This window comes from Pseudomonas sp. MPFS, from assembly GCF_022537035.1.
GTDB lineage: Bacteria > Pseudomonadota > Gammaproteobacteria > Pseudomonadales > Pseudomonadaceae > Aquipseudomonas > Aquipseudomonas sessilinigenes.
Map to the genome: position 1 here is coordinate 6,955,828 of NZ_CP066123.1, position 15,537 is coordinate 6,971,364.

Consider the following 15,537-nt stretch of genomic DNA (forward strand, 5'->3'; position numbering starts at 1 on the left):
TCACTAACCACACCACGCCCGAAATACCCCATGCCACTGGCTGGAAAACCGCAGGTCCTGTTGCGGGCGGCATGCAACTTGCTCCGGTCAAGGGTCTTTCCCAGGTCGGAATCTGCGCATGCTGCACTCGCACCTCACCACCCTCAATGCGGTTTCCCTGATCCTCAACACCTTCAAGGACCAGGGTCAGGACGGCGGCGCGTTGTTGGCCGGCAGCGGTATAAACCCCACCGACCTGAGCCGTGCCGACACCCGCATCACCACCAGCCAAGAGATGCTGGTGTGTGCCAATGCCGTGGCCTTGCAACGCGATATCGGCCTGGAACTGGGCCGGCGCATGCACGTATCGTCCTACGGCATGCTCGGCTACGCCCTGCTCACCAGTGCCACCTTAGGTGACGCTTTGCGCCTGGCGCTGCGCTATCCGGCGCTGATGGGAACACTTTTCGAGCTGACCCTGGAAACCGACGGCCCGCGTATCTGGCTGACGGCCGCCGACTATCGCGAAGGCCCGGCCCTGGCCGCGTTCAACACCGAGTTCTGCCTGGTCTCGATGAAGGTCATCTGCGACGACCTGCTGGGGCATCCGCTGCCGCTGATCGGCGCGCGCTTCGACTACCCGGCACCGGACTACCAGGCCCGTTATCGCGAACGCTTCGACTGCCCTCTGACGTTCGATGCCGCCAGCAATGCCTTCGCCTTCGACCGGCGCTGGCTCGACCAACCGCTGCCCCTGGCGGATGCCATCACCCACCAGGCCATGGCCGAGCGCTGTCGCAAGCAGAACACCGAGTTCACCGGACGCCAGGCCTGGCTCGGGCGCATCCGCCAGTTGCTGGCGGCGCAGATGGACGCCGCTCCCGGCCTGGACGGATTGGCGGAACAGATGAACTGCTCGGCCCGGACCCTGCGTCGGCACCTCAAGGACCTGGGCTGCAGCTACCAGGAACTGCTGGACGAACTGCGCTTCGAGCGAGCCAAGCAACTGCTCTGCGAAGACCAACTGCCGATCTACCGAATCGCCGAAGCCCTGGGCTTCAGCGAGACCGCAAGCTTTCGCCATGCCTTCATCCGCTGGAGCGGCGTGGCGCCGAGCCAGTTCCGGCCCTGACACAAACCCCGGCACAACAGCGCCAATTGCATTACATTGCCGGCCTTTCATACCGGCAAGGGACGGCAACGTTGAATCTATCCACAGGTAGCACCGCCAGGCATATCGGCCTTCGTCGAATCGGCCTGGCGCTGCTGATGCTCGCGGCAGCACCCGCCGTCCAGGCTTTCGACCTGGCGAAATTCAAGTGGTGGGAGATGTCCAGCCACTTCGCCCTCGACGAGCCGGAAACCGCCACCCTGCAGATCAAGCCCTTCCCGCTGCCGGGCCTGGCCAAGCTGCCGGCGCGGATCGTGCTGAGCCAGTATCGCGGGATGTTCTATCTCAATGCCTACCAGGACCTGGATTACCGGCAGCGGGTCTACAAGTCGCCGCCCATAGCGCTGTTCAGCCCGGAAGATCTGCGTAACTGCGTGTCGCCGGACAATGACATCCAGGTCACGGACAACTGGCCGCCCAGCAATACCCTGGACACCGGCATCACCCTGACGCCGCTGGACTTCGACTGCTCGGTGCCGCCGCAGTGGAAACTCAGCCAGCGCTACCTGCTGATCGACCAGCGCGATCCCCAGCGCACGCTGCTGGCCATCAGTCATCGCCAGGACCTGACGCAGATGGACTTCACGCCGCTGCAACCCATCAGCGACGAAACCGGACAGCAATGGCTGCAAGCCCTGCAGAAGTTTCCACCGTGGTTCCGGCCTTTCGACAGCGGTGGCGGCCCGATCACCCTCAATGCCTATGTCCCGCCAGCGGACGCGGACGCTGTCTGGAAGCAGTTCCGTCAACTCCACGCGCAACTGCGCAAGGCCAAGGACAAAGGGCCGGGGCTCCGCCAGGTGGAGGACTTCTTCGCGGTTCATGACTACCGCAGCATCGCCACCGACCACAGCGAATACCCCGGCCTGCTCAATGACATCGCCTACTGGGCCAGCGAGGCCGGCCAGCTGAAGGTCGCTCGCGGCTGGCTGGTGGAAGTGCTGCGCCGGGACATGTCGCGCATGCCGACCTACCTCAACCTGGCCGACCTGGACTGGGCCCTGTTCGAACAGCGGCCCCTGGACAACATTCCCCAGGGCCGGGCCATCGAAGGTTATCGGTTGTATTGCGGCATGCGCCTGCAACGCCAGATGAGCATCCCGCCCCGGGTGCTCCAGCGCCTGGGCCTGCAATCTGCCAACCCACAGGCGTGCCAGGGCTTCTGGCCGTTGGTGGCCGCGGCGGACGCCGGTGACGAAGCCGAGGTAAAGCGCCTGCTGGCCAGTGGCGTCAGCGGCGAAGTCATGGCCGAGGACGGCCGCAGCGCCCTGCTGCATGCCCTGGATGCCCCGCACCTGGAGATCGCCCGGCTGTTGCTGGCCAACGGTGCCCATACCAGCGGCCAGTATCGCTGGAGCACCCTGGCCATGCTGGCCATGCAACGTGACCTCAAGGATGGCCCCGACCTCGAGCAGGGCGGGCGCTTGAAGTTCCTGCTGCAGGCCGGGGTCGCCATCGACGAGCAGGACTACCGGGGCCGGACTCCGCTGATGCAACTGGCGGAGCAGGAGCGCAACCTCAAGGGCTTCACCTGGCTGCTGCAACACCCGCAGAACCTTGACCTGCGCACCGCAACAGACCAGGAAACCGCTCTGTACCGGGCCTTCTGGGGCAACAACTATCCGGCCATGAAGCTGTTGATCAACGCGGGGGCCAACCTCAACCTGAGCTATGGCGGGGGCACCTGCTACAACCAACCCATGGGGCAGAGCCTGCTGACTTTACTGGCCGACAAGATCTCCGCCGACGACACGTCGCGCGTCGTCAGCCAGCAAGACACCCTGGAGGTCTTCACCCTGTTGCTGGAAAAAGGCGCCGACCCGAATGTCGGCCAGCGCTGCGAGAAAAAGGGCTACACCCTGCTGCTGGAGGCCATCGCCCGGAAAAAACGCGAGGACATGCTCCAGGTCCTGCAACGCTTCGTGCCGGCAGCACCGGCAGGCTGAAGCCACTGGCGCCCCGCAATGGGGCGCCATGCCCCTTCCAGGGGCGAATTGCGGTCACGCAATCTGGCCATATCGATCCTCTTTTGGCCGTTCCAGCCGTTCTCCAAAACCCCGCGCCCCGCAAGACTGTGAGCCACCGAATCAGCCTGCGGAGAACAAGAAAATGCTGACGATCTACTCGGACGATCACCACCTGCACCATGGCCGTTGCGAACTGATAGACGGGCAACTGATGCCCTGCTTCGAAATGCCCTCCAGGGCCGACCACGTGCTGGACCGAGTGAAGCACCGCAACCTGGGGCCGGTGGAGGCGCCCAAGGACTTCGGCCTGGAGCCGATCCAGCGCGTCCATAGCCGCGAGTACCTGGAGTTCTTCAAGGGCGCCTGGGAGCGTTGGGCAGCCAAGGGCATCGACGGCGACCTGCTGCCCTACACCTGGCCGGCGCGCACCCTGCGCAGCGTGATCCCCAGCAGCCTGCACGGCCAGCTCGGCTACTACAGCTTCGACGGCGGCGCGCCAATCACCGCCGGCACCTGGCAAGCAGCCTACAGCGCGGCGCAAGTTGCCCTGACCGCCCAGGCGGTGATCCAGCGCGGCGCCCACAGCGCCTTCGCCCTGTGCCGGCCACCGGGACATCACGCCGCCAGCGACCTGATGGGCGGCTACTGCTACCTGAACAACGCTGCCATCGCCGCCCAGGCCTTCCTCGACCAGGGCCAGCGCAAGGTGGCGATCCTCGATGTCGACTACCACCATGGCAACGGCACCCAGTCGATCTTCTACGAGCGCAGCGACGTGCTCTTCACCTCGATCCACGGCCACCCGGAAGCCGAATTCCCGTTCTTCCTGGGGTATGCCGACGAGTGCGGCGAAGGTGTTGGTGAAGGCTACAACTTCAACTACCCGCTGGCCGCCGGCAGCGGCTGGGACGCCTGGAGTGCGGCCCTGGAGCGGGCCTGCGGGGAAATCGAGCGCTACGGCGCCGATGTCATCGTGGTCTCCCTGGGGGTCGACACCTTCAAGGAAGACCCGATCTCCCAGTTCAAGCTCGACAGCCCGGACTACCTGGCCATGGGCAAGCGCATCGCCGCCCTCGGCAAACCGACGCTGTTCGTCATGGAAGGCGGTTATGCAGTCGCGGAAATCGGCATCAACGCCGTGAACGTACTCGAAGGCTTCCAGAGCGCCCAGTAAGGAACCCGCAACATGCCAAGACTCCAACGCCTCATCGCTCCCGCCCTGTGCGCCTGCTTGCTGGGCACCGCTGCCCACGCCGAGGAACGCACCCTGCGGGTGTACAACTGGTTCGACTACATCACCCCCAAGGCCCTGGAAGATTTCAAGGCGCAGAACAGCCAGGTCAAGCTGGTGTACGACATCTTCGATACCAACGAAGCCCTGGAGGCCAAGCTGCTCACCGGCAACTCCGGGTATGACGTGGTGGTGCCGTCCAACGTGTTCCTGGCCAAGCAGATCGAGGCCGGGGTGTTCCAGCCCCTGGACCGCGCCAAGCTGCCCAACTGGAACCACCTGGACCCCAAGCTGATGCAACTGATCGAAGCCAACGACCCAGGCAACCGCTTCGCCGTGCCCTACATGTACGGCACCATCCTGATCGGCTTCAACCCGGACAAGGTCAAGGCGGCCCTGGGCGAGCAGGCACCAGTGGACAGCTGGGACCTGATCTTCAAGGAGGAGAACATCAGCAAGCTCAAGCAGTGCGGCGTGGCGCTGCTGGATTCGCCGTCGGAGATCCTGCCCCTGGCCCTGCAGCACCTGGGCCTGGACCCCAACAGCCAGAAGCCTGCGGACTACGAGAAGGCCGAGGCCCTGCTGCTGAAGATTCGCCCGTACATCACCTACTTCCACTCGTCCAAGTACATGGCCGATATCGCCAACGGCGACATCTGCGTGGCGGTGGGCTACTCGGGCAGCTTCTCCCAGGCCGCCAACCGTGCCCGGGAGGCCAAGAACGGCGTGACCGTGGACATGCGCCTGCCCAAGGAAGGCGCGCCGATCTGGTTCGACATGCTGGCGATCCCCAAGGGCGCGAAGAACCCGGAAGACGCCTACACCTTCATCAACTACCTGCTGCAACCCCAGGTGATAGCGCCGGTCAGCGATTTCGTCGGGTATCCGAACCCGAACAAGGACGCCACCGACAAGGTCGACCCAGCGATCCGCAACAACCCCAACCTCTACCCCACCGCGGCAGCCATGAACACGCTCTACACGCTCCGGCCGCTGCCCCGTGATGCCGAGCGGGCGCGGACCCGGGCCTGGACCAAGATCAAGGCCGGGACCTGATCGCTACCCCTGTGGCTTGCTCGCAGCGGATTGCGCAGCAAGCCAAGGCCGACTAGCCGCTTGTGCCTGCCCCTCGTAACGCCGGCTTCACGAGGGCTACACGGTCGCGCGGGAGCACGCTCCCTCGCCGCCACCAGCCATCAGCAGCCAGTCAGGCCCTGGGGCGCCCGTTCCTCGGCGAAGAACCAGGGCCGCAACCGCACCCCCACGCCATTGCCGATGAAGGCCGCCACCAGCCACAACCAGCCGTGCAGGCTGCCGGAGGCGATGCCACTGAAATAGGCGCCGATGTTGCAGCCATAGGCCAGGCGCGAACCGTAGCCCAGCAGCAAGCCGCCGATCACCGCCGCCACCAGGGACCGGGTGGGAATCTTCAGGCTCGGGGCGAAGCGTCCCGCCATGCCCGCCGCCAGCAAGGCCCCCAGAACGATGCCGATGTCCATGACGCTGGTGATGTCTTGCCATACCGGGGCGGCCAGGGCCTTGGCATTCGCCGCGCCTTGCCAGAACACCCACTGGCTGACATCCAGGCCCAGCCCACTCGCGAGCTTGGCCCCCCACAAGGCGAATGCCGAAGTGATGCCCCACGGCCGTCCGGCCAGGGCCAGGGTGGCGAAGTTCAGCAGAGCCAGGGCCACCGCGCCCCAGACCAGCGGCCAAGGGCCACGCAGCAAACGCCGCCAGCCCTGGTGCGTACTGCCGACCGGCGCTTCGAGGCTGCCATGGCGGCGCTTTTCCAGGACCTGGGTCAGCACTGCGATCAGGGCGAACAGGCACAAGCTCAGGCCCAGGGCCGGGCCCACGCCGAAGCTCTGGACGATGGAGATCGGCGGCAGCGAAGGCAGGGCGAACCACCAGTCCACATGATGGGTGGCGATCAGCGAGCCGCAGATGAAGAACGCCAGGGTCACCAGCATCCGCGCATTGCCGCCACCGACGGTGAACAGGGTGCCGGATGCGCAACCGCCGCCCAGTTGCATGCCGATGCCGAAGATAAAGGCACCGAAGATCACCGATACCCCGGCCGGCGCCACCAGGCCGGTCACCGGCTGGCCGAACAGCGTGCCGGCCCCCAGGGCCGGGAAGAACAGCAGCACCGCCAGCGCCAGCATCACCATTTGCGCCCGCAGGCCCGCGCCGCGCCGGTCGCGGATGAACACCCGCCAGGCCGAGGTGAAGCCGAACGCTGCGTGGTAGAGGGTCAGGCCCAGGGCCGCCCCCAGGAGCAACAGCAATACCTGGCGCGCACCCACTTGGGCCTGCAGGAACAAGGCGCCGACGACCAGGAGCAGCAAGGCGAACAGAGGAGCGCCGAACTTGCGTTCGGGCGCCACGGAGAAGGACTGGCTCATAGGGGGTCTCGAAAGGGAAATGCCCGGAAGTATACCCGTCAAACCCGCCAGGCCTGGCGCAGCCGCGCCATGGCCGAACGAATGTCGGCCTCCGGCACCGCGGCGAACCCCAGCACCAGGCCGGCCCGCTGGTCCTCGGGCGTCACGCTGTCCGGCAACCAGTAACGGCTCAGGGCGCTGACCTCGATATCGACACTGGCGGCCTGGGCGAGCAGTTCCTGTTCCCGGGCCAGGCTGGCGACGCTTACCGTCAGGTGCAGCCCCGCCGTCACCCCGGGCAGCGGCCCGACTCCGTCGATGGCCGCCGGCCAGGCTTCGAGCAGGGTATTGCGCCGGCTCAGGGCCGCGCGCCGCATGCGCCGGATATGCCGCTGGAAATGCCCGGCGGCCATGAACTCGGCCATCACCGCTTGGGTACTGACTTCCGAATGGCGCATTTCCACCGCCCGCAGCCGCACGCAGTCCTGTACCAGGTGAGGCGGCAACACCAGGTAACCCAGGCGCAGCGCCGGAAAGGCCACCTTGCCGAAGGTGCCGACATAGATCACCCGGCCCTGGCGATCCAGCGCCGCCAGGGGGGCCAGAGGCGCACCGCTGTAGCGGTACTCGCCGTCGTAGTCGTCCTCGACCACCCAACCCTGGGTCCGCTCGGCCCAGGCCAGCAATTCCAGGCGCCGGGCCAGGCTCATGACCACCCCCGTGGGGTACTGGTGGGCCGGCGTGACATAGGCCACGCGGCAATTCTGCAACTGTGCCAGCTGGCGGCAATCGATGCCCTCCTGGTCCACCGCTATACCGTGCAGTTGTGCACCGGCCATGGCGAAGGCGTGGCCGGCGGCGCGGTAGCCCGGGTTTTCCACAGCCACGGGGTCGCCGGGCTCCACCAGCAGTTGTGCACAAAGGCTGATGCCCTGCTGTGCGCCGCTGGTGATCACAATTTGTTCAGCCGTGCATTGCAGGCCCCGGGTGCTGCGCAGGTAGGCGGCGATCATGCTGCGCAGGCGCGCCTCGCCGGCCGAGTCGCCGTAGCACAGGTGTCGCAGGTCCGGTTTGCGCCAGAAAGCCGCATTCAGCTTGGCCCAGACCTCGAACGGGAACAGGTCGAAGGCGGGCACGCCAACTCGAAAGGCTCGGGGCGGACCGCTGGGATGGGTGCTCAAATGGTGCTTTTGCAGGCGCTGCAAAGTGCTGTTGGAGGCCAGTTTACTGGATGTAACCACAGGTAAATCGACGGATTTTGTGGATAAGTCTGTGGGTAAGCCTGTTGAAAAGCCTGTGGATACTTTTGTGGATAATTTCTTGCGCGAGGATCGGGTTTCCGGCAACTGGCTCACATAGGTGCCATCACCCACCCGCGCCTCGATGAAACCCTCGGCATACAACTGGTCGTAGGCCCGCACCACACTGTTGCGGGAGATCCCCAGGGCCCCCGCCAGGTCGCGGCTGGCGGGCAAGCGCGTACCGCCGGCCAGGCGCCCGTCCAGCACCCGCAGGCGCAGGGCCTGGTAGAGCTGGCGACTGAGACCCTGGCGACGATCCAGGGCAATACCGGCAGGGTTGAAAGACAGCGGAGGCAAGGCACTGTTCATCGGCGTGCACCCAGGAAATTGGACCTATGAAATAGAGCAAAAGTGGCTCTTACCACGAACCATTAGCCTGCCTAGGATGCAGCCAATCGCCAAGGATTTTCCACATGTACCTACCTCGCGCTTTCGCTGACCATGACCTCTCCCGCCTGCACCAGGTGATCCATGACGGCCGCCTGGCCACCCTGGTGACCTGTGGTGCCCAGGGCCTGCAGGCCAGCCACCTGCCGCTGCTGCTGGAGGCCGGCCAAGGGGCCAATGGCACCCTCTACGGCCACTTGGCCAAGGCCAACCCGCAATGCGCGGAACTGGCCGCCGGTGCCGAGGCGCTGGTGATCTTCGAGGGCGGCGATGCCTACGTCAGCCCGTCGTTCTATCCGAGCAAGGCCGAACACGGCAAGGTGGTGCCGACCTGGAACTACGTGGCGGTGCATGCCTACGGCCAGGCCGAGGTGTTCCACGACCCGCAGCGCCTGCTCAAGCTGGTCGGGGCCCTTACCGAGCATCACGAAGCTGGTCGCCAGCAACCCTGGAAGGTCGAGGATGCCCCCGCCGACTACATCGACGGCATGCTCAAGGCCATCGTCGGTTTCGCCCTGCCGATCCAGCGCCTGGAGGGCAAGCGCAAGCTCAGCCAGAACCGTGACGCCCGGGACATGGCCGGGGTCCGCGAGGGCCTGGCGGCCAGCACCGACCTGCGTGACCAACAGCTGTCCCACCTGATGCGCTAATACTTCAACAATCAAGGAGCCTTCATGAGCCAGATCCAGATCCGCCCCGTCACCGCCGCCGACCACGCCGCCTGGCTGCCCCTGTGGCAGGCCTACCTGCGGTTCTACGAAACCGAGCTGGCGGATGCCGTGACCCAGAGCACCTGGCAGCGCTTGCTGGATACCAGCGAGCCGACCCATGCCGCCCTGGCCTGGGATGGCGAACACGCCGTGGGCCTGGTGCATTTCATTTACCATCGCTCCAACTGGAGCATCGAGAACGCCTGCTACCTGCAAGACTTGTTGGTGGCCCCGCAACAGCGCGGCACCGGCGTCGGTCGCAAGCTGATCGAGTTCGTCTACACCCAGGCCAAGCAGGACGGCTGCGCCAAGGTCCACTGGCTGACCCACGAAACCAACGCCACGGCCATCCAGCTCTACGAGCGCATCGCCGAACGCCCAGGCTTCATCCAGTTCCGCAAACCTCTGTGAACCTGCCCAGGAGCCATTGAATGTCGACTTCCCTCACCGATTGGCAAGGCGCCCCCGCCCCTTCGGCCACCCTCTTGCAAGGGCGCTTCATCCGCCTGGAGAAACTCGACCCGGCGCGCCATGGCGATGAGCTGTTCCAGGCCCTTCAAGGCCCGGACGCCGACCCCGTGCTCTGGGACTTCCTGCCCTACGGCCCCTACCCCGAGCGCCCGGCCTTCGACGCCTGGCTGGCAGGCCATGAACGCAGCAGCGACCCGTACTTCTTCACCGTGATCGATCTCGCCACAGGCCAGGCCCAGGGTGTACTCAGCCTGATGTCCATCGTCCCGGCCCACGGCCGCATCGAGATCGGCCACGTGACCTTCGGCGCACCGATGCAGCGCTCGCCCAAGAGCACCGAGGCGGTGTACTTGCTGGCCCGGGAGGCCTTCGCCATGGGTTACCGGCGCCTGGAATGGAAGTGCAACAACGCCAACGCCCGCTCGCGCTATGCGGCCGAGCGCCTGGGCTTCAGTTTCGAGGGTGTGTTCCGCCAGCACATGGTGGCCAAGGGGCAGAACCGCGACACCGCCTGGTTCTCGATCCTGGACTCGGAATGGCCGGCCATCGCCAAGGGTTTCGAGCAGTGGCTGGGCGATGCCAACCAGGGCCCGCACGGGCAGTTGAGGAGTCTGGCGCAGTGCCGGGAGCAGATCCCGGGGCAATGAACGGTACCCGCCGCGCCCCATGCGCAGCGGGTGTCCTCAATCGCCTGGCAGGGCTCGGGCGCGACTGGCTCGCTGCACCTTCACCACTCCCATCTGCATGCCGAAGGGCCTGAACACCGCGTTCATCGACTTGAGGGTCGGGTTGCCGTCGCCATGCTCGATGTGCACCAGGGTCCGCAAGGAAATCCGGCACATCTTGGCGAACTGGCTCTGGTGCAGCCCGGTGACCTCGGTGCGCAGGCGTCGTACCGCATCACCGAGCGGCAAGCGACCGGTGGCCAGCTCCTGCTGGATGTCGTCGATCAATCCAGCGCGTTCGTCCAGGGCTGTACTCATCGCAATCCCCACTCTTGCAGGCGTCGGTCCAGGTGACGCAGGTGGATACCTGGATGGTTCATGGTGGCCGCCGGCAGGCCTCCGGCATCGAGCAGGTCCGGGAGGGCGCGCAGGCGCTCGGCATCCTCGCGCAGGTGCGCCAGGGCCAACTCAGGATCGAGCAACGGCCGCAGGCTGGCACAGACCAGGCGCCAGTCCACCTCGCCGGCCACTTCCATTCGTCCGGGCCACTTGGTGGCGCGGGCAATTCCCGCGGTATCCATCACCATGGGGGCCAGGTCATGGATCGGGGCCAGGCGCACACCGTCTTCATCGCGGATCACCGCGATATTGCGCCCATGATTATGGGGATTGCCGAGGATCTTGTTGATCAGCTCCCGGCGCAGGTAGTCGGCCACCAGCTCGGGAATCGAGGCCTCCTGCCCCGCCGCTCGCCACAGCTCGGCAAGGGTCCCCAGCACTTCGGTATGGCGCATGCCCTGGTCGTAGCCCACCAACCCTGCCAGCGAATAGATCGACTCCAGCGCCAAGCGCTCGACGCCTGCCGGGCCGACACGACGGTCGAAACGCGGCAACCACAAGCTGGGCACGTGTCCCTCCTCCAGGGCCAGGCCGGCCGCAGGAACGGTCTCGATGTCCAACTGCTGCAAGGCGCGGTAGTAGTGGAACTCGCTCCTGAGGATGTCACAGTCGTTCTGGGCGGCCCGGTTACGAGGGAACTTAACCAGCCAGTGCTGGGCTGCAGCGGCGTCCTCCAGCAGTGCATCGGGATACAGCAAGCCGGCCCGGTTCTGTGTCAGCAACAGCTTGGGCGCCTCGCCACCGGCGCCCCTGGCTGCGCCCTGCTCATGCATGTACTCGACGAAACGTTGGTCGCCGGCCACCACCGCCTCCCGGCAAAACCCTTGCAAGGGCCGCCCGGCCAAACCGACCAGGGATTCCTTGATGCGCAGATGACCGATGGGAGCGGCGGTCGCCCGAGCCAACAGGAACAGCTCGGCAGCGACGCCCGCAGGGCACTCGCGACCGATATGGCCGAGCAAGAAACGCCGGGCATCGCCGGCCGGGGCTATGTCATAGAGAAATGCCGGAGCCCGGGATTCGCGTATCGGCTCCCAGCCCAAGGGCAGCGACCCACTGACCGAGCAGGCCAACGGACTGGCGACCGACTCCAGGTTATCCACCAGATACTGCCGCACATAACCGAAGCTGCACGGGCTGTTGAAGCCCTCCTCGGGCTTGTCGAAGCAAAGGGTCATGGCGTCGGTCCATGCCCCCGAACGGTAGAGTTGCAGCGTCAGCCGATACATCTTATTACCTGCAATTTAATGCACTCCGATCATACTGATCAGCACAAATATGCATTTTAATGCAGATATATAACAATAATCGAGAATAGATCTGTATTTAAATACACTTACTAAATTCGCCGAAAGCGCCCGGAAATACAGCGGATTTCATGACGACCCCTCGACCAGACCGAGAGCCGTAGCCCCGAATGACAGGCAAAAAAAGGGAGGCCGTAGCCTCCCCGAGGTAAAGCGTTACAGATGAAGGCCGTGGATCAGCCTTCGATCTCGATCAGGATCTCGCCCGGGTTGACCCGGTCGCCCTTAGCCACGTGGATGGCCACGACCTTGCCGGCGATGGCCGCCTGGACTTCGGTCTCCATCTTCATGGCTTCGGTGATCAGCACGGCCTGGCCGGCCTTGACCACGTCGCCTTCCTTGACCAGTACATCGACGATATTGCCCGGCATGGTGGTGCTGACATGGCCGGGTGCAGAGGCTTGCTTGCGCTTGCTGCTGCCGCCGCCGACGAACTCGTTGAGGGGCTCGAACACCACTTCTTCCGGCATGCCGTCGATGGACAGGTAGAAGTGGCGCTTGCCTTCGGCCTTGACGCCGACACCGGTGATGTCGACGCGGTAGGTCTCGCCGTGGACGTCGATGACGAATTCGGTCGGCACGCCCTCGCCGCCCGGCTTGCTGACGCCACCGGCCTCGGGGATCGGCAGCAGGACTTCCGGCACCAGGGTCCCGGCTTCACGTTCCTCGAGGAACTTGCGGCCGATGTCCGGGAACATCGCATAGGTCAGCACGTCTTCCTCGGACTTGGCCAATGCGCCGATCTCACCGCGCAGCTTGGTCATTTCCGGCTTCAGCAGGTCGGCCGGGCGCACGTCGATCACTTCTTCGCTGCCGATGGCCTGGCGCCGCAGCTTCTCGTCGACCTCACCCGGGGCCTTGCCGTACCCGCCTTGCAGGTAGAGCTTCACTTCGTTGGTGATGGTCTTGTAGCGCTTGCCGGCCAGTACGTTGAAGAACGCCTGGGTGCCGACGATCTGCGAAGTCGGGGTCACCAGCGGCGGGTAGCCCAGGTCGTGACGCACCCGCGGGATCTCCGCCAGCACTTCGTTCATGCGGTTGAGGGCGCCCTGCTCCTTGAGCTGGTTGGCCAGGTTGGAAATCATCCCGCCCGGCACCTGGTTGACCTGCACCCGAGTGTCCACCGCGGTGAATTCACTTTCGAACTGGTGGTACTTCTTGCGCACGGCGTAGAAGTACAGGCCGATTTCCTGCAACAGCTCCAGGTCCAGGCCGGTGTCGAACTCACTGCCCTTGAGGGCCGCGACCATGGACTCGGTGCCCGGGTGGCTGGTGCCCCAGGCGAAGCTGGAGATGGCGGTGTCGATATGATCGGCGCCATTTTCCACGGCCTTGAGCTGGCACATGGCGGCCAGGCCCGCGGTGTCGTGGGAATGGATGAACACCGGCAGCGACTGCTCGGCCTTCAGCGCCTTGACCAGCTCGCCAGTGGCGAACGGCGTCAGCAGGCCAGCCATGTCCTTGATCGCCACCGAGTCGCAACCCATGGCTTCCATCTGCTTGGCCTGGGCCACGAAGGCCTCGATGGTGTGCACCGGGCTGGTGGTGTAGGCGATGGTGCCCTGGGCGTGCTTGCCGGCGGCCTTCACCGCTTCGATGGCCACGCGCAGGTTACGCACGTCGTTCATGGCGTCGAAGATGCGGAACACGTCGATGCCGTTGACCGCGGCCTTGGCCACGAAGGCCTTGACCACGTCGTCGCTGTAGTGGCGGTAGCCCAGCAGGTTCTGGCCGCGCAGGAGCATTTGCAGGCGAGTGTTGGGCAGTGCCGCACGCAGCTGGCGCAGGCGTTCCCACGGGTCTTCCTTGAGGAAGCGCACGCAGGCGTCGAAAGTCGCGCCGCCCCAGACTTCCAGCGACCAGTAGCCGACTTTGTCGAGCTTGTCGCAGATCGGCAGCATGTCTTCGGTGCGCATGCGGGTAGCCAGCAAGGACTGGTGGGCGTCACGCAGGATGGTGTCGGTAACGAAGATCTTTTTAGTCATTGGTATCTCCTCATAGCGGCAAGCTGCGAGCGACAAGCTGCAAGTAAAAGCCGATCGGCTCTAGCTTGGCGCTTGTCGCTAAACGCTTGCCGCTGCTTGTTTATAGGCCTGCGTGGGCGGCGATGGCGGCGGCGATGGCCAGGGCCAGCTCTTCGGGTTTGCGCTTGATCGAGTAGTTGGTCAGTTCCGGGTGGCTTTCGACGAAGCTGGTATTGAACTGCCCGCTACGGAATTCCGGATTGCGCAGGATTTCCTGGTAGTACGCCGCGGTAGTCTTCACCCCCTGCAGGCGCATGTCGTCCAGGGCTCGCAGGCCGCGGTCCATGGCTTCTTCCCAGGTCAGCGCCCAAACCACCAGCTTCAGGCACATGGAGTCGTAGAACGGCGGAATGGTGTAGCCGGTGTAGATCGCCGTGTCGGTGCGCACGCCCGGGCCGCCGGGGGCGTAGTAACGGGTGATCTTGCCGAAGCTGGGCAGGAAGTTGTTCTTCGGGTCTTCGGCGTTGATCCGGAACTGCAACGCGTAGCCACGGTGGTGGATGTCTTCCTGCTTGACCGAAAGCGGCAGGCCCGAGGCGATGCGGATCTGCTCGCGGACGATGTCGATGCCGGTGATTTCCTCGGTGATGGTGTGTTCCACCTGCACCCGGGTGTTCATCTCCATGAAGTACACCTCGCCATCGGCGAGCAGGAACTCCACGGTGCCTGCGTTCTCGTAGTTCACCGCCTTGGCCGCACGCACCGCCAGGTCGCCGATGTAGGCGCGCTGCTCGGGGGTCAGCTGCGGGCTCGGGGCGATCTCGATGAGTTTCTGGTTGCGGCGCTGGATCGAGCAGTCGCGCTCGAACAGGTGGACCACGTTGCCGAAGCTGTCACCGAGGATCTGTGCCTCGATGTGCTTGGGATTGACGATGCATTTTTCCAGGAACACTTCCGCCGAACCGAAGGCCTTGGTGGCCTCGGAGATCACCCGGGGGAAGTTCTGTTCCAGTTCCTCGCGGCTGTTGCAGCGACGGATACCACGGCCGCCACCGCCGGAGGTGGCCTTGAGCATCACCGGATAACCGATGCGGTCGCCTTCACGCAGGGCTTCGTGGATGTCGGCGACGTTACCCTCGGTGCCCGGGGTCACCGGCACGCCAGCCTTGATCATGCTGCGGCGGGCTTCGGTCTTGTCGCCCATGCGGCGGATCACTTCCGCGGCCGGGCCTATGAATTTGATTCCACGTTCGGCGCAGATGTCCGCCAGTTCGGCGTTCTCCGAAAGAAAGCCATAGCCTGGATGCAAGGCATCGCAGCCGGTTTCCACCGCCAGGTTCACCAGCTTGCGTGGATTGAGGTAACCGGCCAGCGGTTCGGCACCGATGCTGTGGGCTTCATCCGCGCGCTTGACGTGCAGCGCATGGCGGTCGGCATCGGAGAAGATCGCCACCGAACGGATGCCCATCTCGGCGCAGGCACGCACGATTCGTACGGCAATCTCACCACGGTTGGCAATCAGGATCTTTTTTATCACTTGGAGTTTCCCTTGAGCCGTTGAAACAAACGACCCGCTAGACCGAGTCGGCGCGTGACCA

The 15,537-nt window shown here is 64.9% G+C and carries 13 protein-coding genes; 7 read left to right on the forward strand and 6 right to left on the reverse strand.

Annotated elements, in window-relative coordinates:
- Positions 1–118: 118 nt before the first annotated feature.
- From I9018_RS32055 to I9018_RS32070, 4 genes are all read left to right on the forward strand, one after another.
- Positions 119–1,111 (forward strand): AraC family transcriptional regulator, encoded by a 993-nt coding sequence (locus tag I9018_RS32055; RefSeq protein ID WP_068578428.1) that lies wholly within the window; start codon positions 119–121, stop codon positions 1,109–1,111.
- Positions 1,112–1,248: 137 nt separating this feature from the next.
- A complete protein-coding gene (locus tag I9018_RS32060) occupies positions 1,249–3,096 on the forward strand; it encodes an ankyrin repeat domain-containing protein (protein WP_241110215.1) in 1,848 nt (615 codons plus the stop codon).
- A gap of 163 nt (positions 3,097–3,259) precedes the next feature.
- A complete protein-coding gene (locus tag I9018_RS32065; protein ID WP_241108360.1) occupies positions 3,260–4,291 on the forward strand; it encodes a histone deacetylase family protein in 1,032 nt (343 codons plus the stop codon).
- Positions 4,292–4,303: 12 nt separating this feature from the next.
- Positions 4,304–5,404 carry a polyamine ABC transporter substrate-binding protein gene (locus tag I9018_RS32070; protein ID WP_068578422.1) on the forward strand — a complete coding sequence of 367 codons (1,101 nt, stop codon included), beginning with the start codon at positions 4,304–4,306 and terminating at the stop codon, positions 5,402–5,404.
- A 140-nt stretch (positions 5,405–5,544) separates the two neighbouring features.
- Here the strand turns inward: I9018_RS32070 and I9018_RS32075 are convergent, their stop codons facing one another.
- Positions 5,545–6,756: a YeeE/YedE family protein gene (locus tag I9018_RS32075; RefSeq protein ID WP_241108361.1), complete on the reverse strand. Its 1,212-nt coding sequence runs from the start codon at positions 6,754–6,756 to the stop codon at positions 5,545–5,547.
- Between the two features lie 38 nt (positions 6,757–6,794).
- Complete coding sequence (locus I9018_RS32080; RefSeq protein WP_241108362.1) at positions 6,795–8,345, reverse strand: PLP-dependent aminotransferase family protein; 1,551 nt, start codon at positions 8,343–8,345, stop codon at positions 6,795–6,797.
- Between the two features lie 104 nt (positions 8,346–8,449).
- Between I9018_RS32080 and I9018_RS32085 the strand changes: the two genes are divergently transcribed.
- Genes I9018_RS32085 through I9018_RS32095 form a run of 3 tightly spaced genes read left to right on the forward strand, consistent with a single transcriptional unit; the run spans position 8,450 to position 10,251 of the window.
- On the forward strand, positions 8,450–9,073 hold the full coding sequence (locus I9018_RS32085; protein WP_241108363.1) for an FMN-binding negative transcriptional regulator: 624 nt from the start codon (positions 8,450–8,452) through the stop codon (positions 9,071–9,073).
- Positions 9,074–9,097: 24 nt separating this feature from the next.
- Entirely contained in the window at positions 9,098–9,544 is a 447-nt protein-coding gene (locus I9018_RS32090) for a GNAT family N-acetyltransferase (RefSeq protein ID WP_124347059.1), read from the forward strand.
- A gap of 20 nt (positions 9,545–9,564) precedes the next feature.
- Positions 9,565–10,251 carry a GNAT family protein gene (locus tag I9018_RS32095; protein ID WP_241108364.1) on the forward strand — a complete coding sequence of 229 codons (687 nt, stop codon included), beginning with the start codon at positions 9,565–9,567 and terminating at the stop codon, positions 10,249–10,251.
- 36 nt (positions 10,252–10,287) lie between these two features.
- Here the strand turns inward: I9018_RS32095 and I9018_RS32100 are convergent, their stop codons facing one another.
- The 4 genes from I9018_RS32100 to I9018_RS32115 form a co-directional block, all read right to left on the reverse strand.
- A complete protein-coding gene (locus tag I9018_RS32100; RefSeq protein WP_124347057.1) occupies positions 10,288–10,587 on the reverse strand; it encodes a helix-turn-helix transcriptional regulator in 300 nt (99 codons plus the stop codon).
- The gene (locus I9018_RS32105) at positions 10,584–11,846 is read right to left on the reverse strand and encodes a HipA domain-containing protein (protein ID WP_241110216.1); all 1,263 of its coding nucleotides are present in this window, start codon (positions 11,844–11,846) and stop codon (positions 10,584–10,586) included. Before I9018_RS32105 ends, I9018_RS32100 begins: the two co-directional genes overlap by 4 nt.
- A 305-nt stretch (positions 11,847–12,151) precedes the next feature.
- Positions 12,152–13,960: a sodium-extruding oxaloacetate decarboxylase subunit alpha gene (oadA, locus tag I9018_RS32110; protein ID WP_241108365.1), complete on the reverse strand. Its 1,809-nt coding sequence runs from the start codon at positions 13,958–13,960 to the stop codon at positions 12,152–12,154.
- Between the two features lie 100 nt (positions 13,961–14,060).
- Positions 14,061–15,476: an acetyl-CoA carboxylase biotin carboxylase subunit gene (locus I9018_RS32115; RefSeq protein WP_068578407.1), complete on the reverse strand. Its 1,416-nt coding sequence runs from the start codon at positions 15,474–15,476 to the stop codon at positions 14,061–14,063.
- Positions 15,477–15,537: the final 61 nt, after the last annotated feature.